Source organism: Streptomyces sp. NPDC051677, assembly GCF_044453465.1.
GTDB lineage: Bacteria > Actinomycetota > Actinomycetes > Streptomycetales > Streptomycetaceae > Streptomyces.
This window is the reverse complement of sequence record NZ_JBITCT010000029.1, coordinates 46,315-61,529: the sequence shown is the minus strand read 5'-3', so window position 1 is coordinate 61,529 and position 15,215 is coordinate 46,315. Positions and strand designations below refer to the sequence as shown.

Below are 15,215 nucleotides of genomic sequence, written 5' to 3'. Positions count from 1 at the left end.
GGCCGGACAGGTCCTAGGGGTGTTGCCCTTCCGCCCCCTGGCACTTCACGGCACCATGGGGGGCCATGACTGGGAGCGCTGTACGCATCCGGTGTGGACAAGGGCCCGGCGGGTCGTGGGAGTTCGCCCTCGCCCTGCCCCATCCTCGGCTGCGGCCCGGCGTCATGAGTTATCGCGGGGTACGGCTTGCCATGAATCGGCCCCGGCGGCGGCTGGAGACGCCGATCGGGGCCTCGACCCTGCTGTTGGGGTTCGGGGAGCCCGTTCGCATCACCCGTGCGGGGCGGCCCCCGGACACGTTGGTGTCCGTGTACTGCGGGCCCACGACCACGCCGGCCGTGGGTGAGCACAGCGGGCGGATGTCGGGCATCGAGGTGCTGCTCGCGCCCTGGGCCGCGTTCACGCTGTTCGGCACTCCGCAGCACGAGCTCGTCAACCGCACCGTGGATCCGGACGAGTTGCCGCACGCCCTGGGCTCGCCCTGCCGTGAACTCGCCGGTGCCCTGGCCGCGTTGCCGAGTTGGGAACGGCGGTTCGCGTTGCTCGACGAGGTGTTCGGCCGCTGGCAGCAGGCCGGGTCGCCGTGTTCGGAGCGGGTGGCGCGGGCCTGGTCGCTGCTGGTGCGCACGGACGGCGCGATGCCGGTTGTGCGGCTGGCCGAGGAGGTCGGCTGGAGCGTACGGCAGCTGGAGAGCCGTTTCCGGGAGCAGATCGGGCTCGGCCCCAAGGCGGCGGCCCGCGTGCTGCGGCTGCAACGGGCCCGTCGGCTGCTCGCGGAGGGACAGAGCGCGGCGGAGACGGCGGCGCTCTGCGGCTTCTACGACCAGGCCCATCTCAGCGGTGAGTTCAAGGCGATGACGGGGTGCACACCCCGGGAGTTCACGCAGGCCAGGCGGCTTCCTACGCCGGTGTCGGCGGCGGCGGACCGGCTGAGCGGCGAGGCGACGAGCCTGCTCCTGCCGCCCCGGCACGACGATTGGTCCGGACCGGGTGCGCATTTTTCCAAGACCCGGCGCGCCGGCTGAATACAGGGTGGAGTCCTGCCAGTTGATCCGGTTGCTCCGGGGGGACGGCGGGGAACGGGGTCGGGCCGGGCCTGTCGCAGCGGGCCCGGCCCGTCTCCTGTCGACGGGCCTCGGCGCGTGTGTCAACGCGCCCTCCCGCGGGCGCCGCGCGCGCATGTGCGTCACTCGTGTCACAAAAGCCCTCTTCCCGTCACACATGTCCCGTGTACGCGGGCCTTGCGTCACACATGGTCAACAGCTGCTTCCCCACAGTCACCGAGCGTCGTTCACGGGGCACAGGCTTGGTGATCGCCAGCGCGCGCCGGGCTCCCCCGGGCGGCCTCCCGGCCGCCGCCCCCTCGCGCGCAGGGAGGTGCAGCTCATGACCGACCGAAGGCTCTGGTCCTACAAGGAGATCGCGGCGCACATCAGGGTGCAGCCGGACACCGTACGGTCCTACCGCAAGCACGGACTGCTGCCCCCGCCCGACCGCGTCGAGGGCGGCAAGCCCTTCTGGTACGTCGACACCGTCCGCGCCTGGGTCGCCTCCCGGCCGGGCAACCGGGGCCGCAGACTCGACTGACCTCCCCCGGGAGGGCCCACGGACGGCGGCCGGCCCTCAGCTCCACGGCTCGATGACCGTCACCCCCGCTCCGGGCGCCGTCCCCAGTGCCGCCAGCGCGTCCGGAGCGGCGTCCAGGGTGATCGTCGACGTCACCAGCAGATCGGGGCGCAGCACCCCCGTCCGGACCAGCTCCAGCATCCGCGGGTAGGCGTGCGCGGCCATGCCGTGGCTGCCCAGGATCTCCAGTTCCAGGGCGATGGCGCGGGCCAGCGGGACGGGGGTCGTGCCGTCCGTCGAGGGGAGCAGGCCGACCTGGACGTGCCGGCCCCGGCGGCGCAGACCGTTGACCGAAGCGGCGCTGGTGGCGGGGGAGCCGAGGGCGTCCAGGGAGAGGTGGGCGCCGCCTCCGGTCAGCTCACGGACCGCCTCCGCCGCGTCCGGCGTCCGCGCCCCGTCCACGCACTCCGCCGCGCCGAACTTCCGCGCCAGGTCCAGCGCCGTCGGGGAGACGTCCACGGCGACCACCCTCGCTCCCGAGGCCGCCGCGATCATCACCGCCGAGAGGCCCACGCCCCCGCAGCCGTGCACCGCCACCCACTCCCCCGCGGCGACCCGGCCCTGCTGCACGACCGCCCGGAACGCGGTGGCGAACCGGCAGCCGAGGGAGGCGGCGGTGGCGTACGACAGGTCGTCGGAGATCGCGACGAGGTTCACGTCGGCGTGGTCCAGGGCCACGTACTGGGCGAAGGAGCCCCAGTGGGTGAAGCCGGGCTGGGTCTGGCGCTCGCACACCTGGTGGTCGCCGGCGGCGCACGCTCCGCAGGTTCCGCAGGCGCACACGAAGGGGGCGGTGACTCTGTCACCGGGCCGCCAGTCGCTCACCCGGGCGCCGACCGACTCGACCACCCCGGCGAGTTCGTGCCCCGGCACGTGCGGGAGGGCGATGTCCGGGTCGTGGCCCATCCAGCCGTGCCAGTCGCTGCGGCACAGGCCGGTGGCTTCCACGCGCACGACCACGCCGTGCGGGGCCGGGCGGGGGTCGGGCAGGTCACGTACTTCGGCGGGTTCACCGTATTGCTCGAAGACCACCGCTCGCATCTGCGCTCCCATCGCCGTTCTCGTCTGCGGGTTCTGCGGGTACATCGTCGCCGGTCTCGGTCGTCGACACGGCGGGCCCTCCTTTGATAAATACCCCCTAGGGGTATAGTGTGGATTAACGGGAGGCCCTTCAGGACGCCGCCCGCCCCACCTGCCGCAACCGGCTGCGCCGCAACGAGGAGAACGACATGACCGCGCACACCGACACCCCGGGCTCCGTCACCACCGTCTACAAGGTGAGCGGCATGAGCTGCGGCCACTGCGAGGGCGCCGTCTCCGGCGAGCTCTCCGAGCTCTCCGGGGTCACCTCCGTGCAGGCCGTCGCCTCGACCGGCGAGGTCACGGTCGTCTCCGCCGGCACGCTCGACGAGGAGGCCGTCCGCGCCGCCGTCGACGAGGCCGGCTTCGAGCTGGTCGGCCAGGCCTGAGGCATCCTCGACACCCCCTCCTTCACCCATCGGGCCGTGCCGACCAGCTGATACTGGTTCCGTGCGGTCCGGTCCGCTTCCTGGAGCACGGACATGACCAGCACCGCCACCGCGGAGACGCCGATAGCCGCTTCGACCGCCGAGGTCGAACTGCTCATCGGCGGAATGACCTGCGCCTCCTGCGCGGCCCGCGTCGAGAAGAAGCTCAACCGCATGGACGGCGTCACCGCGACGGTCAACTACGCGACGGAGAAGGCGAAGGTCAGCTATCCGGCGGGGATCCAGATCGCCGAGCTGATCGCGACCGTCGTGAAGACCGGCTACACGGCCGAGGAGCCCGCGCCCGTGCGCGCGCCGGAACCGGCCCCGCAGGACGCCCCTCAGGATCCCGAGCTCGCCTCCCTGCGGCACCGGCTGCTCGTCTCCGTGCTGCTCGCCGCGCCCGTCGTGCTGCTCGCGATGGTCCCGTCGCTGCAGTTCGACAACTGGCAGTGGCTGTCGCTGACGCTCGCCGCGCCCGTGGTCGTGTGGGGCGGCGGCCCGCTGCACACGGCCGCCTGGACGAACCTGCGGCACGGCGCGGCCACCATGGACACGCTGGTCTCCGTCGGCACGCTGGCCGCGCTCGGCTGGTCGCTGTGGGCGCTGTTCTTCGGCGACGCGGGCATGCCCGGCATGCGCCACCCCTTCGAGCTCACGGTCTCCCGCACGGACGGCGCGTCGACGATCTATCTGGAGGTCGCCGCCGGCGTCACCGCGTTCATCCTGCTCGGCCGCTACCTGGAGGCCCGCTCCAAGCGGCGCGCCGGGGCGGCCCTGCGGGCGCTGATGGAGCTGGGCGCGAAGGACGTCGCCGTACTGCGGGACGGCAAGGAAGTACGGATTCCCGTCGACCGGCTGGCGGTCGGGGACCGGTTCGTGGTGCGGCCCGGGGAGAAGATCGCCACCGACGGGACGGTCGTGGAGGGCCTGTCCGCCGTGGACGCCTCGATGCTCACCGGCGAGTCGGCGCCGGTGGACGTCGGGCCCGGCGACGCGGTCACGGGCGCGACCGTGAACGCCGGCGGTCGGCTGGTCGTCGAGGCTGCCCGGATCGGCGCGGACACCCGGCTCGCGCGCATGGCGCAGCTGGTCGAGGCGGCGCAGACCGGCAAGGCCGAGGTGCAGCGGCTGGCCGACCGGATCTCCGGGATCTTCGTGCCGGTGGTGCTGCTGATCGCGCTCGCCACCTTCGGCGGCTGGCTCGTCGCGACGGGCGACACGGTCGCCGCGTTCACCGCGGCCGTCGCCGTCCTGATCATCGCCTGCCCGTGCGCGCTCGGGCTCGCCACGCCGACCGCGCTCATGGTCGGCACCGGCCGCGGCGCACAGCTCGGCATCCTGATCAAGGGCCCCGAGGTGCTGGAGTCCACGCGCCGCGTCGACACGGTCGTCCTCGACAAGACCGGGACCGTCACCACGGGACGCATGACGCTCCAGGACGTGACGGTCGTCGACGGCGTCGACGAAAAGGAGCTGCTGCGGCTCGCGGGCGGCCTGGAGCACGCCTCCGAGCACCCGGTCGCGCGGGCGGTGGCGGCCGGCGCCGAGGAGCGGGTCGGGGAGCTGCCCGCGGCCGAGCGGTTCGAGAACGTGCCCGGGCGGGGTGTGCGGGGCCGGGTGGCGGGCCGGGAGGTGGCCGTGGGGCGCCTCTTCGAGACCGTCCCGGACGCGTTGGCGCGCGCCAAGGACGAGGCCGAGCGGGGCGGTCGTACGGCCGTCCTCGTCGGGTGGGACGGTGAGGCACGCGGGGTGCTCGCGGTCGCCGACGCGGTGAAGGAGACCAGCGCGCAGGCGGTACGGGAGCTGCGGGCGCTGGGGCTCACGCCGGTGCTGCTGACCGGGGACAACCGGGCGGTCGCGGAGGCGGTCGCCCAGGCCGTCGGGATCGACCGGGTGATCTCCGAGGTGCTGCCCGAGGACAAGGTCGACGTCGTGCGGGAGCTGCAGGGCGAGGGCCGGGTCGTCGCGATGGTCGGGGACGGCGTCAACGACGCGGCGGCGCTCGCCACCGCCGACCTGGGGCTGGCCATGGGGACGGGCACGGACGCGGCGATCGAGGCGAGCGACCTGACGCTGGTCCGCGGGGATCTGCGGGTGGCGGCGGACGCGATCCGGCTGTCCCGGCGGACGCTGACGACGATCAAGGGCAACCTGGTGTGGGCGTTCGGCTACAACGTGGCCGCGCTGCCGCTGGCCGCGGCCGGTCTGCTGAACCCGATGATCGCGGGGGCGGCGATGGCGTTCTCGTCGGTTTTCGTCGTGACGAACAGCCTTCGGCTGCGCGCCTTCAAGTAAACCGCCGAGTAACGAGTCATACGACTAATACCGCGCCTTTAGGAGAGACCCCCTGGAGTCCTGCGCGAGCCTCACATAAGCTCTTCACAAGGCTCGCGCATCATCCTTACGCATGGGCCCCGATCGCTGTATCCGGTCGCTTGCGCATTTAACGGACATATGCAAGAGACACAGATCACAGTGATGCGAACGTAACCATCGAAGGGGCTCGAAGGTCTAAGTTGACGATGTCAGGAAGCGTCTTGGGGGGCGTGACCTGACATCTGGGGATGTCTTGGGGGACTTCCTCAGAGATGCGTTGCCGGGGCAGTACACCGGGAAGCTTTGAGCGGCCCTCCCAGCGTGCGCTGTCCCGGCAGATCGCACACAGCGGTGGTACGGCGAGTTCTGCTCGTTCTGCTCACCGCAGGCACGACAACCGAAGATGGTTACGAAACAGCGAATTCAGGCGCTGTCCTCACAACGCCCGGCCGGATCCCGTGGGGGGAATCCGCACCGGGACATGGGAAGGCGCCCTGGTCGTCGGCCCGTGGGGGGACTGGCGCCGGGGCGCCTTCCGTATGCCCGCACACGGGAGCCCTTGAGAGGGGTCGACCGTCCCGGCCTCAGGGGCGCGGGGAACTGCGCGACCAGCCCCCACTCACCCGCACCCTGAGACGCACCCCAGGCCCGCACATGCGACTGCCCGGGACGCAGGTCCCGGGCAGTCGACATCACGAAGGGCGCCTGGTGACCAGGCCCACCGCCGGAGGCGTCAGCGCGCCTCGACCGGCACGAAGTCGCGCTCCACCACGCCGGTGTAGATCTGGCGCGGGCGGCCGATGCGGGAGCCGGGCTCCTTGATCATCTCGTGCCACTGGGCGATCCAGCCCGGGAGGCGGCCGAGGGCGAAGAGGACCGTGAACATCTCGGTCGGGAAGCCCATGGCCCGGTAGATCAGGCCGGTGTAGAAGTCGACGTTCGGGTAGAGGTTGCGCGAGACGAAGTAGTCGTCGGAGAGCGCGTGCTCCTCCAGCTTCAGCGCGATGTCCAGCAGCTCGTCGGACTTGCCGAGGGCCGAGAGGACGTCGTGCGCCGCCGCCTTGATGATCTTCGCGCGCGGGTCGAAGGACTTGTACACCCGGTGGCCGAAGCCCATCAGGCGGACGCCCTCTTCCTTGTTCTTCACCTTGCGGATGAAGGAGTCGACGTCGCCGCCGTTCGCCTGGATGCCCTCCAGCATCTCCAGGACGGACTGGTTGGCGCCGCCGTGCAGCGGGCCCCACAGGGCGTTGATGCCGGCCGAGATCGACGCGAACATGTTCGCCTGCGAGGAGCCGACCAGGCGGACCGTGGACGTCGAACAGTTCTGCTCGTGGTCCGCGTGCAGGATCAGCAGCTTGTCGAGCGCCGAGACGACGACCGGGTCGGGGACGTACTCCTGCGCCGGGACCGAGAACGTCATGCGCAGGAAGTTCTCGACGTAGCCGAGGTCGTTGCGCGGGTAGACGAACGGGTGGCCGATCGACTTCTTGTAGGCGTACGCCGCGATCGTCGGAAGCTTGGCGAGCAGCCGGATCGTCGAGAGGTTGCGCTGCTTCTCGTCGAACGGGTTGTGGCTGTCCTGGTAGAACGTGGACAGCGCCGACACGACCGACGACAGCATCGCCATCGGGTGCGCGTCGCGCGGGAAGCCGCGGTAGAAGTTCTTGACGTCCTCGTGCAGCAGGGTGTGCTGCGTGATGTCGTTCTTGAAGACGGTGAGCTCGTCGACGGTCGGCAGCTCGCCGTTGATCAGCAGGTAGGCGACCTCGAGGAAGGTCGAACGCTCGGCCAGCTGCTCGATCGGGTAGCCGCGGTACCGGAGGATGCCCTGTTCGCCGTCAAGGTAGGTGATGGCGGATTTATAGGCGGCGGTGTTGCCGTAGCCGCTGTCCAGGGTCACCAGACCGGTCTGGGCGCGAAGCTTCCCGATGTCGAAGCCCTTGTCGCCGACGGTGCTGTCGATCACCGGGTAGGTGTACTCGCCGTCGCCGTACCGCAGTACTACAGAGTTGTCGCTCACGTCATCCCTCACCGACGTTGTGCCTCTTCTTCGAGGTTGCCCTGACTGTCTCTACCATCCCCCATTTGGCGCAGGAGAGTGCACTCGGGGTCGACCATTGGGCTTATCGGCGGCACTCAGTGCCGCCAACTAGCCCATCCTGACGCCTTCGTCACGGTTGCGGAAGTGCCCTGTGACCTTTGTGACTCATTTGATCGATCATTTTTGTGGTCATCGGCCGTTGACCGGCCCCACCAGCGCAACCGGCTCGCACCGGCTCACTGCCCGACGCCGACCCGGCTCACTGCCCGGCGAGCCGGAAGTCCAGGGCCGTACAGCGGCGGCCCGCGGACACCGTGCGCACCGCCTGACCGATCGCCTTGCGTGACCCGACGAGCACGACCAGCTTCTTCGCGCGGGTGACGGCCGTATACAAGAGATTCCGCTGGAGCATCATCCATGCTCCCGTGGTGACGGGGATCACCACGGCGGGATATTCACTTCCCTGTGAACGGTGGATCGTCACCGCGTACGCGTGGGCCAGTTCGTCCAGTTCGTCGAACTCGTACGGAACCTCCTCGTCCTCGTCCGTCAGTACCGTGAGGCGCTGGTCGACCGGATCGAGCGAGGTGACCACGCCCACGGTGCCGTTGAAGACACCGTTCTTCCCCTTGTCGTAATTGTTGCGGATCTGAGTGACCTTGTCGCCGACACGGAAGACCCGGCCGCCGAACCGCTTCTCGGGAACGTCGGGGCGGCCGGGCGTGACGGCCTGCTGGAGCAGGCCGTTGAGGGCGCCGGCGCCCGCCGGGCCGCGGTGCATGGGCGCCAGGACCTGCACGTCCCGGCGCGGGTCGAGACCGAACTTGGCCGGAATGCGACGGGCCGCCACGTCCACCGTGAGACGGCCGGCCTCCTCCGTGTCGTCCTCGACGAAGAGGAAGAAGTCCTTCATGCCGTCGGTGACCGGGTGCTGCCCGGCGTTGATCCGGTGCGCGTTGGTCACCACGCCCGACTGCTGGGCCTGGCGGAACACGCGCGTGAGGCGCACGGCCGGGACGGGGCTGTCGTCAGCGAGCAGGTCGCGCAGCACCTCGCCCGCGCCGACGCTGGGGAGCTGGTCGACGTCCCCGACGAAGAGCAGGTGCGCGCCCGGGGGCACGGCCTTGACCAGCTTGTTGGCCAGCAGCAGGTCCAGCATCGACGCCTCGTCGACCACCACCAGGTCGGCGTCCAGCGGGCGGTCGCGGTCGTAGGCCGCGTCGCCGCCGGGCTTGAGCTCCAGCAGACGGTGCACGGTGGAGGCCTCCGCGCCGGTCAGCTCGGCCAGCCGCTTGGCGGCGCGGCCGGTGGGGGCCGCCAGCACCACCTTGGCCCTCCGCGCGCGGGCCAGCTCCACGATCGACCGCACGGTGAAGGACTTGCCGCAGCCGGGGCCGCCGGTGAGCACGGCGACCTTCTCGGTCAGCGCCAGTTTGACGGCGGCCTCCTGCTCGGGCGCGAGCTCGGCCTTCGTGCGGGTCCTCAGCCAGGCCAGCGCCTTGTCCCAGGCCACGTCACGGAAGGCCGGCATCCGGTCCTCGCCGGTGCGCAGCAGGCGCAACAGCTGGGCGGAGAGGGAGAGTTCGGCACGGTGGAAGGGGACCAGGTAGACGGCCGTGACGGGCTCCCCGCCATCCGGGGCCGGGACCTTCTCCCGGACGACGCCGGGGTCCTCGCCCTCCTCCGGGGGCGTCGCGAGGGCGGCCAGGCACTCGATGACGAGGCCGGTGTCGACCTGCAACAGCTTCACCGCGTCGGCGATCAGGCGCTCCTCGGGGAGGTAGCAGTGGCCCTGGTCGGTGGCCTGGGACAGCGCGTACTGCAGGCCCGCCTTCACGCGCTCCGGGCTGTCGTGCGGGATGCCGACGGACTGGGCGATCTTGTCGGCGGTGAGGAACCCGATGCCCCAGACGTCGGCCGCCAGCCGGTACGGCTGGTTCTTCACGACGGAGATCGAGGCGTCGCCGTACTTCTTGTAGATGCGCACGGCGATGGAGGTGGACACCTCGACGGTCTGGAGGAAGAGCATGACCTCCTTGATCGCCTTCTGCTCCTCCCAGGCGTCGGCGATCTTCTTGGTGCGCTTCGGGCCGAGGCCCGGGACCTCGATGAGGCGCTTCGGCTCCTCCTCGATGATCTTCAGGGTGTCCATGCCGAAGTGCTGTGTGATGCGGTCGGCGAAGACCGGGCCGATGCCCTTGACCAGGCCGGACCCCAGGTAGCGGCGGATGCCCTGGACGGTGGCGGGCAGCACGGTCGTGTAGTTCTCGACGGTGAACTGCTTGCCGTACTGCGGATGCGAGCCCCAGCGGCCCTCCATGCGCAGGGACTCCCCCACCTGCGCGCCGAGCAGCGCGCCGACGACCGTGAGAAGGTCGCCGGCGCCTCTGCCGGTGTCGACCCGGGCGACCGTGTAGCCGTTGTCCTCATTGGCGTACGTGATGCGTTCGAGCACGCCTTCGAGGGTGGCCAGTCGCCGCTCTCCCGCCTGGGAGGCCCCCGCCTGATCGGTCATGATCCGACGGTACCTCCCGGCACTGACAGGCCCGCCCCGTGGCCGGTCCCGTCCGCGCCGGGAGGCTCGGCGCCGGGAGTCCGATCAGACCTGGTCGAGAATCACGCAGGTGCCGACCACGTAGCCCGTGACACCGCTCCTCGTGACCTTCACCCAGCGCTTGCTGACGATGCCGCACTTCTCGTACGTGGAGGTGCCGAAGTAGTCCGCGCAGGACGCCGACGCGCTCGAACCCTTGTTGATCTGGGCGAGGGCCGTGCCGCTGGTGCTCGTCGTGGACCGAATGATCACGGTCTCGAGGGCCTTGGCCGTGCAGCTCGCCGCCGCTGCGGGAGTGGCGGCCACGAACGAGGTCCCGACCAGGGCGGCCGCCCCCATGGACGCACCGAGTATCCGGCCAACGCGCATAACTGATTCTCCCCTGTTGATTGGCACGGGCATGCCACCCGTGACGGACAGAGGGAAGCCTAGATCGCTTCACGGGTGCGTTCATCACGATCCGGTTTCGGCCACGCCGGGGGCTTGATTAAGCCCCGTGTAATCGATTCCAATCCTCCATACACGTCGATGTAATCGATTCCACGGTGCACGACGTTCATGAACCGAGTCCACGAGGAGGTGGAGCGGCGATGGCGAGCATCAAGGACGTCGCTGCCGAGGCGGGGGTCTCCGTCGCCACGGTGTCGCGCGTCCTGAACGACCATCCGTCGGTCAGCGAGGACGCACGCACGCGCGTGCTGACCGCCGTCGAGACGCTGGGCTACCGCCCGAACGCCGTCGCCCGGTCGCTGCGCACCGACCAGACCCGCACCCTCGGTCTGGTCATCAGCGACGTGATGAACCCTTACTTCACCGAGCTGGCCCGTGCCGTCGAGGAGGAGGCCCGCGCGCTCGGCTACAGCGTCATCATCGGCAACGCCGACGAGCGGCCCGACCTGCAGGACCACCACGTACGGACCCTGCTGGACCGCCGGATCGACGGCCTGCTGGTCTCCCCCACGGACGGCGGCTCCCCGCTGATGCTGGACGCCGCGCGCGGGGGGACGCCGATGGTCTTCGTCGACCGGTGGATCCCGGGCGTCGACGTGCCGGTCGTACGGGCCGACGGCCGGGCCGCGGTGCGCGACCTGGTGGCGCATCTGCACGGGCTCGGGCACCGCAGGCTGGCCATCATCGCAGGCCCCGCCGCCACCACCACCGGCAGCGAGCGCGTGGAGGCCTTCCGGGCCGCCATGGCCGAGTACGGGCTTCCCCTCCCGGACGCCTACATAGGCCAGGGCGACTTCCAGGCCGAGAGCGGACGCCGGGTCACCGAGGGCTTCCTCGACCTGCCCGAGCCGCCCGAGGTCGTCTTCGCGGCCGACAACCTGATGGCACTGGGCGCACTGGACGCCGTACGCGCGCGTGGGCTGCGGGTTCCGCAGGACCTCGCGCTGGCCGCGTTCGACGACATCCCGTGGTTCGTGCACACCGACCCGCCGGTCACCGCCATCGCCCAGCCCACGGGCGAGCTGGGCCGGGCCGCCGTACGGGCCCTGGTCGACCGCATCGAGGGACGGCCCCCGCAGTCCGTCACCTTCGCCGCCCGTCTCGTCGTACGCCGGTCGTGCGGCGAGTCCTCCGTAACGAACAGGAGCCAGACGTGAGCAACGCGGACGACTTGCTGCGCATCGAAGGCATACGCAAGTCCTTCCCCGGGGTGGTCGCGCTCGACGGCGTCGACTTCGACCTGCGCCGGGGCGAGGTGCACGTGCTGCTCGGTGAGAACGGCGCGGGCAAGAGCACCCTCATCAAGATGCTCTCCGGCGCCTACACGCCCGACGCCGGGCGGATTTTGGCCGACGGCGAGGAGGTGCGCATCCACGGCGCGCAGGACTCCGAGCGCCTCGGGATCGCCACCATCTACCAGGAGTTCAACCTCGTACCCGATCTGACGGTCGCCGAGAACATCTTCCTGGGACGGCAGCCGCGCCGCTTCGGGATGATCGACCGGAAGAAGATGGAGGCGGACGCCGCCGTCCTGCTGGAGCGGGTCGGGGTGAACGTGTCGCCCCGCGCGCGGGTGCGTGAACTCGGCATCGCGTGGCTGCAGATGGTCGAGATCGCCAAGGCGCTGAGCCTGAACGCACGCGTGCTGATCATGGACGAGCCGACCGCCGTGCTGACCTCCGAGGAGGTCGACAAGCTCTTCGCCATCGTGCGCAGGCTGCGCGAGGACGGCGTCGGCATCGTCTTCATCACCCATCACCTGGAGGAGATCGCCGCGCTCGGCGACCGGGTCACGGTCATCCGGGACGGGAAGTCGGTCGGCCAGGTGCCCGCCTCGACGCCCGAGGACGAGCTCGTCCGGCTCATGGTGGGCCGTTCCATCGAGCAGCAGTATCCGAGGGAGCGCGCCGAGACGGGGGCAGCGCTGCTGTCCGTCGAGGCGCTGACGCGGGACGGCGTCTTCCACGACGTCAGCTTCGAGGTGCACGCCGGTGAGGTCGTCGGCATCGCCGGGCTCGTCGGCGCGGGTCGTACCGAAGTGGTACGGGCCGTCTTCGGGGCGGACCCGTACGACCGGGGCGCCGTGCGGGTCGGGGGCGACCGGCTGCCCGGGTATGACGTGAGCGCCGCGATGGCCGCCGGGATCGGGCTCGTGCCCGAGGACCGCAAGGGCCAGGGGCTGGTGCTCGACCAGTCGGTCGAGGAGAACCTCGGGCTGGTGACCATGCGGGCCGCGACCCGCGGCGGACTCGTCGACCTCAAGGGCCAGCACGAGGCGGCGGCGCGGATCGCCGAGCAGCTCGGCGTGCGGATGGCCGGGCTCGGCCAGCAGGTGCGCACCCTGTCCGGCGGCAACCAGCAGAAGGTCGTCATCGGCAAGTGGCTGCTGGCCGACACCAAGGTGCTGATCCTCGACGAGCCGACGCGCGGCATCGACGTCGGCGCGAAGGTCGAGATCTACCAGCTGATCAACGAGCTGACGGCCGCCGGGGCCGCCGTCCTGATGATCTCCAGCGATCTGCCCGAGGTGCTCGGCATGAGCGACCGGGTGCTGGTGATGGCCCAGGGCCGGATCGCCGGCGAGCTGTCGGCGCAGGACGCGACCCAGGACACCGTGATGGCCCTGGCCGTGAGCACCCCCAGTACCCCCAGTACCCCCAGTACCCCTGACACCCCTGACACCCCTGACACCCCTCCGACCACTGAAGTGGAGGCCGGCCGTGGCCGCTGACACGCATCTGAGCACGACGGGCGCCGGTGGCGGCGCCGCGGCGGTCCGCCGTCTGCTGCTCGACAACGGCGCGCTGACCGCGCTGATCGTCCTCGTCATCGCCATGTCGGCGCTGTCGGGAGACTTCCTGACCACGGACAACCTGCTCAACGTGGGCGTCCAGGCGGCCGTGACCGCCATCCTCGCCTTCGGCGTCACCTTCGTGATCGTCTCGGCGGGCATCGACCTGTCGGTCGGCTCGGTGGCGGCGCTGTCCGCGACCGTGCTGGCGTGGAGCGCCACGCAGCAGGGCGTGCCGGTGGTCATAGCGGTGGTCCTGGCCGTCGCCACCGGTGTCGCGGCCGGTCTGGTGAACGGTTTCCTCATCGCCTACGGCAAGCTGCCGCCGTTCATCGCGACGCTCGCGATGCTGTCGGTGGCGCGCGGTCTGTCGCTGGTGATCTCCGAGGGCTCGCCGATCGCCTTCCCCGACTCCGTCTCGCACCTCGGCGACACCCTCGGCGGCTGGCTGCCGGTGCCGGTGCTGGTCATGGTCGTCATGGGCCTGATCGCCGCGTTCGTGCTCGGCCGCACGTACATCGGCCGTTCGATGTACGCCATCGGCGGCAACGAGGAGGCGGCGCGCCTCTCCGGTCTGCGGGTGAAGCGGCAGAAGCTCGCGATCTACGCGCTGTCCGGTGTGTTCGCCGCCGCGGCGGGCATCGTGTTGGCCTCCCGGCTGTCCTCCGCGCAGCCGCAGGCGGCCGACGGCTACGAACTGGACGCGATCGCCGCGGTCGTCATCGGCGGCGCCTCCCTCGCCGGCGGCACGGGCAAGGCCTCGGGCACCCTGATCGGCGCGCTGATCCTGGCGGTGCTGCGCAACGGCCTGAACCTGCTGTCCGTCTCCGCGTTCTGGCAGCAGGTCGTCATCGGTGTCGTCATCGCGCTGGCCGTGCTGCTCGACACCCTGCGCCGCAAGGCGGGGGCGTCTCCGGCGGCGGCCGGCGCCGGGGTCGGCATCGGCGGCGGCAAGGGGAAGCAGGCGGCGACGTACGGTCTCGCGGCCGTGGTCACCGTGGCGATCGTCGGCGCGACCTCCTTCCTGCACAGCGGCGGCTCGTCGACCGCGAACCCCAAGGTCGGGCTCGCGCTGTCCACCCTCAACAACCCGTTCTTCGTGCAGATCCAGTCGGGCGCGAAGGCCGAGGCGAAGAAGCTGGGCGTGGACCTGACGGTCACCGACGCGCAGAACGACGCCTCGCAGCAGGCCAACCAGCTGCAGAACTTCACCAGTTCCGGCTTCGACTCGATCATCGTCAACCCGGTGGACTCGGATGCGGCGAGCAACTCGGTGAAGGCCGCCGACAAGGCGAAGATCCCGGTCATCGCGGTCGACCGGGGCGTCAACAAGGCCACCGTGGACGCGCTCGTCGCCTCCGACAACGTGGCGGGCGGCGAGCTGGCCGCCAAGACGGTCGCCGAGAAGCTGGGCGGCGCCGGCAAGATCGTGATCCTGCAGGGCCAGGCGGGCACGTCGGCCGCCCGGGAGCGGGCGGAAGGCTTCGCCAAGGGGCTGAAGGCCTACCCCGGCATCCAGGTCGTGGCCCAGCAGCCGGCCGACTTCGACCGCACCAAGGGCCTCGACGTGATGTCGAACCTGCTCCAGGCCCACCCGGACGTCCAGGGCGTCATCGCCGCCAACGACGAGATGGCGCTCGGCGCGATCAAGGCGCTCGGCTCCAAGGCCGGCAAGTCGGTCCAGGTCGTCGGCTTCGACGGAACCCCCGACGGTCTCAAGGCCGTTGAACAGGGGACGCTGTACGCGTCCGTGGCGCAGCAGCCGTCCCAGCTGGGCAAGATCGCTGTGGACAACGCGCTGAAGGCGCTGCAGGGCAAGAAGGTCGAGGAGACGGTGAAGGTGCCGGTGAAGGTGGTCACGAAGGAGAACGTGGCCGGGTTCAGCGGCTGACATTCGGCGGGCGCCCGGCGAGCGGGCGTCCG

General features: G+C 70.7%; 11 protein-coding genes. 7 read left to right on the top strand and 4 right to left on the bottom strand.

The genetic code is table 11. The features are described from left to right. Positions 1–191: 191 nt before the first annotated feature. Together ACIBAF_RS29750 and ACIBAF_RS29745 are read left to right on the top strand one after the other, a co-directional pair. Positions 192–1,025 carry a helix-turn-helix domain-containing protein gene (locus tag ACIBAF_RS29750; protein ID WP_399467135.1) on the top strand — a complete coding sequence of 278 codons (834 nt, stop codon included), beginning with the start codon at positions 192–194 and terminating at the stop codon, positions 1,023–1,025. A 361-nt stretch (positions 1,026–1,386) separates the two neighbouring features. Further along, positions 1,387–1,587, top strand: coding sequence for a helix-turn-helix transcriptional regulator (locus tag ACIBAF_RS29745; protein ID WP_399467133.1), 201 nt, complete (start codon positions 1,387–1,389; stop codon positions 1,585–1,587). A 36-nt stretch (positions 1,588–1,623) separates the two neighbouring features. Here the strand turns inward: ACIBAF_RS29745 and ACIBAF_RS29740 are convergent, their stop codons facing one another. Continuing rightward, on the bottom strand, positions 1,624–2,667 hold the full coding sequence (locus ACIBAF_RS29740) for a zinc-dependent alcohol dehydrogenase family protein (RefSeq protein WP_399467218.1): 1,044 nt from the start codon (positions 2,665–2,667) through the stop codon (positions 1,624–1,626). 188 nt (positions 2,668–2,855) lie between these two features. Here ACIBAF_RS29740 and ACIBAF_RS29735 point away from each other — a divergent pair, with 188 nt between their 5' ends. Beyond that, positions 2,856–3,095: a heavy-metal-associated domain-containing protein gene (locus tag ACIBAF_RS29735; protein WP_399467131.1), complete on the top strand. Its 240-nt coding sequence runs from the start codon at positions 2,856–2,858 to the stop codon at positions 3,093–3,095. A gap of 93 nt (positions 3,096–3,188) precedes the next feature. Then, on the top strand, positions 3,189–5,432 hold the full coding sequence (locus ACIBAF_RS29730) for a heavy metal translocating P-type ATPase (protein ID WP_399467129.1): 2,244 nt from the start codon (positions 3,189–3,191) through the stop codon (positions 5,430–5,432). Between the two features lie 754 nt (positions 5,433–6,186). Here ACIBAF_RS29730 and ACIBAF_RS29725 read toward each other — a convergent pair. The 3 genes from ACIBAF_RS29725 to ACIBAF_RS29715 form a co-directional block, all read right to left on the bottom strand. Beyond that, complete coding sequence (locus ACIBAF_RS29725) at positions 6,187–7,476, bottom strand: citrate synthase (RefSeq protein ID WP_399467128.1); 1,290 nt, start codon at positions 7,474–7,476, stop codon at positions 6,187–6,189. A gap of 280 nt (positions 7,477–7,756) precedes the next feature. After that, the gene (locus ACIBAF_RS29720) at positions 7,757–10,012 is read right to left on the bottom strand and encodes an ATP-dependent RecD-like DNA helicase (RefSeq protein ID WP_399467126.1); all 2,256 of its coding nucleotides are present in this window, start codon (positions 10,010–10,012) and stop codon (positions 7,757–7,759) included. A gap of 84 nt (positions 10,013–10,096) precedes the next feature. Next, positions 10,097–10,420, bottom strand: coding sequence for a hypothetical protein (locus tag ACIBAF_RS29715; RefSeq protein WP_399467124.1), 324 nt, complete (start codon positions 10,418–10,420; stop codon positions 10,097–10,099). A 221-nt stretch (positions 10,421–10,641) separates the two neighbouring features. On the opposite strand from ACIBAF_RS29715, the gene ACIBAF_RS29710 reads away from it, so the two are divergent. The 3 genes from ACIBAF_RS29710 to ACIBAF_RS29700 are packed head-to-tail and all read left to right on the top strand — an operon-like array spanning position 10,642 to position 15,183. Continuing rightward, a complete protein-coding gene (locus ACIBAF_RS29710) occupies positions 10,642–11,658 on the top strand; it encodes a LacI family DNA-binding transcriptional regulator (protein ID WP_399467122.1) in 1,017 nt (338 codons plus the stop codon). Further along, a complete protein-coding gene (locus ACIBAF_RS29705) occupies positions 11,655–13,232 on the top strand; it encodes a sugar ABC transporter ATP-binding protein (protein WP_399467121.1) in 1,578 nt (525 codons plus the stop codon). Before ACIBAF_RS29710 ends, ACIBAF_RS29705 begins: the two co-directional genes overlap by 4 nt. Further along, the gene (locus tag ACIBAF_RS29700) at positions 13,222–15,183 is read left to right on the top strand and encodes a substrate-binding domain-containing protein (RefSeq protein WP_399467120.1); all 1,962 of its coding nucleotides are present in this window, start codon (positions 13,222–13,224) and stop codon (positions 15,181–15,183) included. Before ACIBAF_RS29705 ends, ACIBAF_RS29700 begins: the two co-directional genes overlap by 11 nt. Positions 15,184–15,215 lie beyond the last annotated feature (32 nt).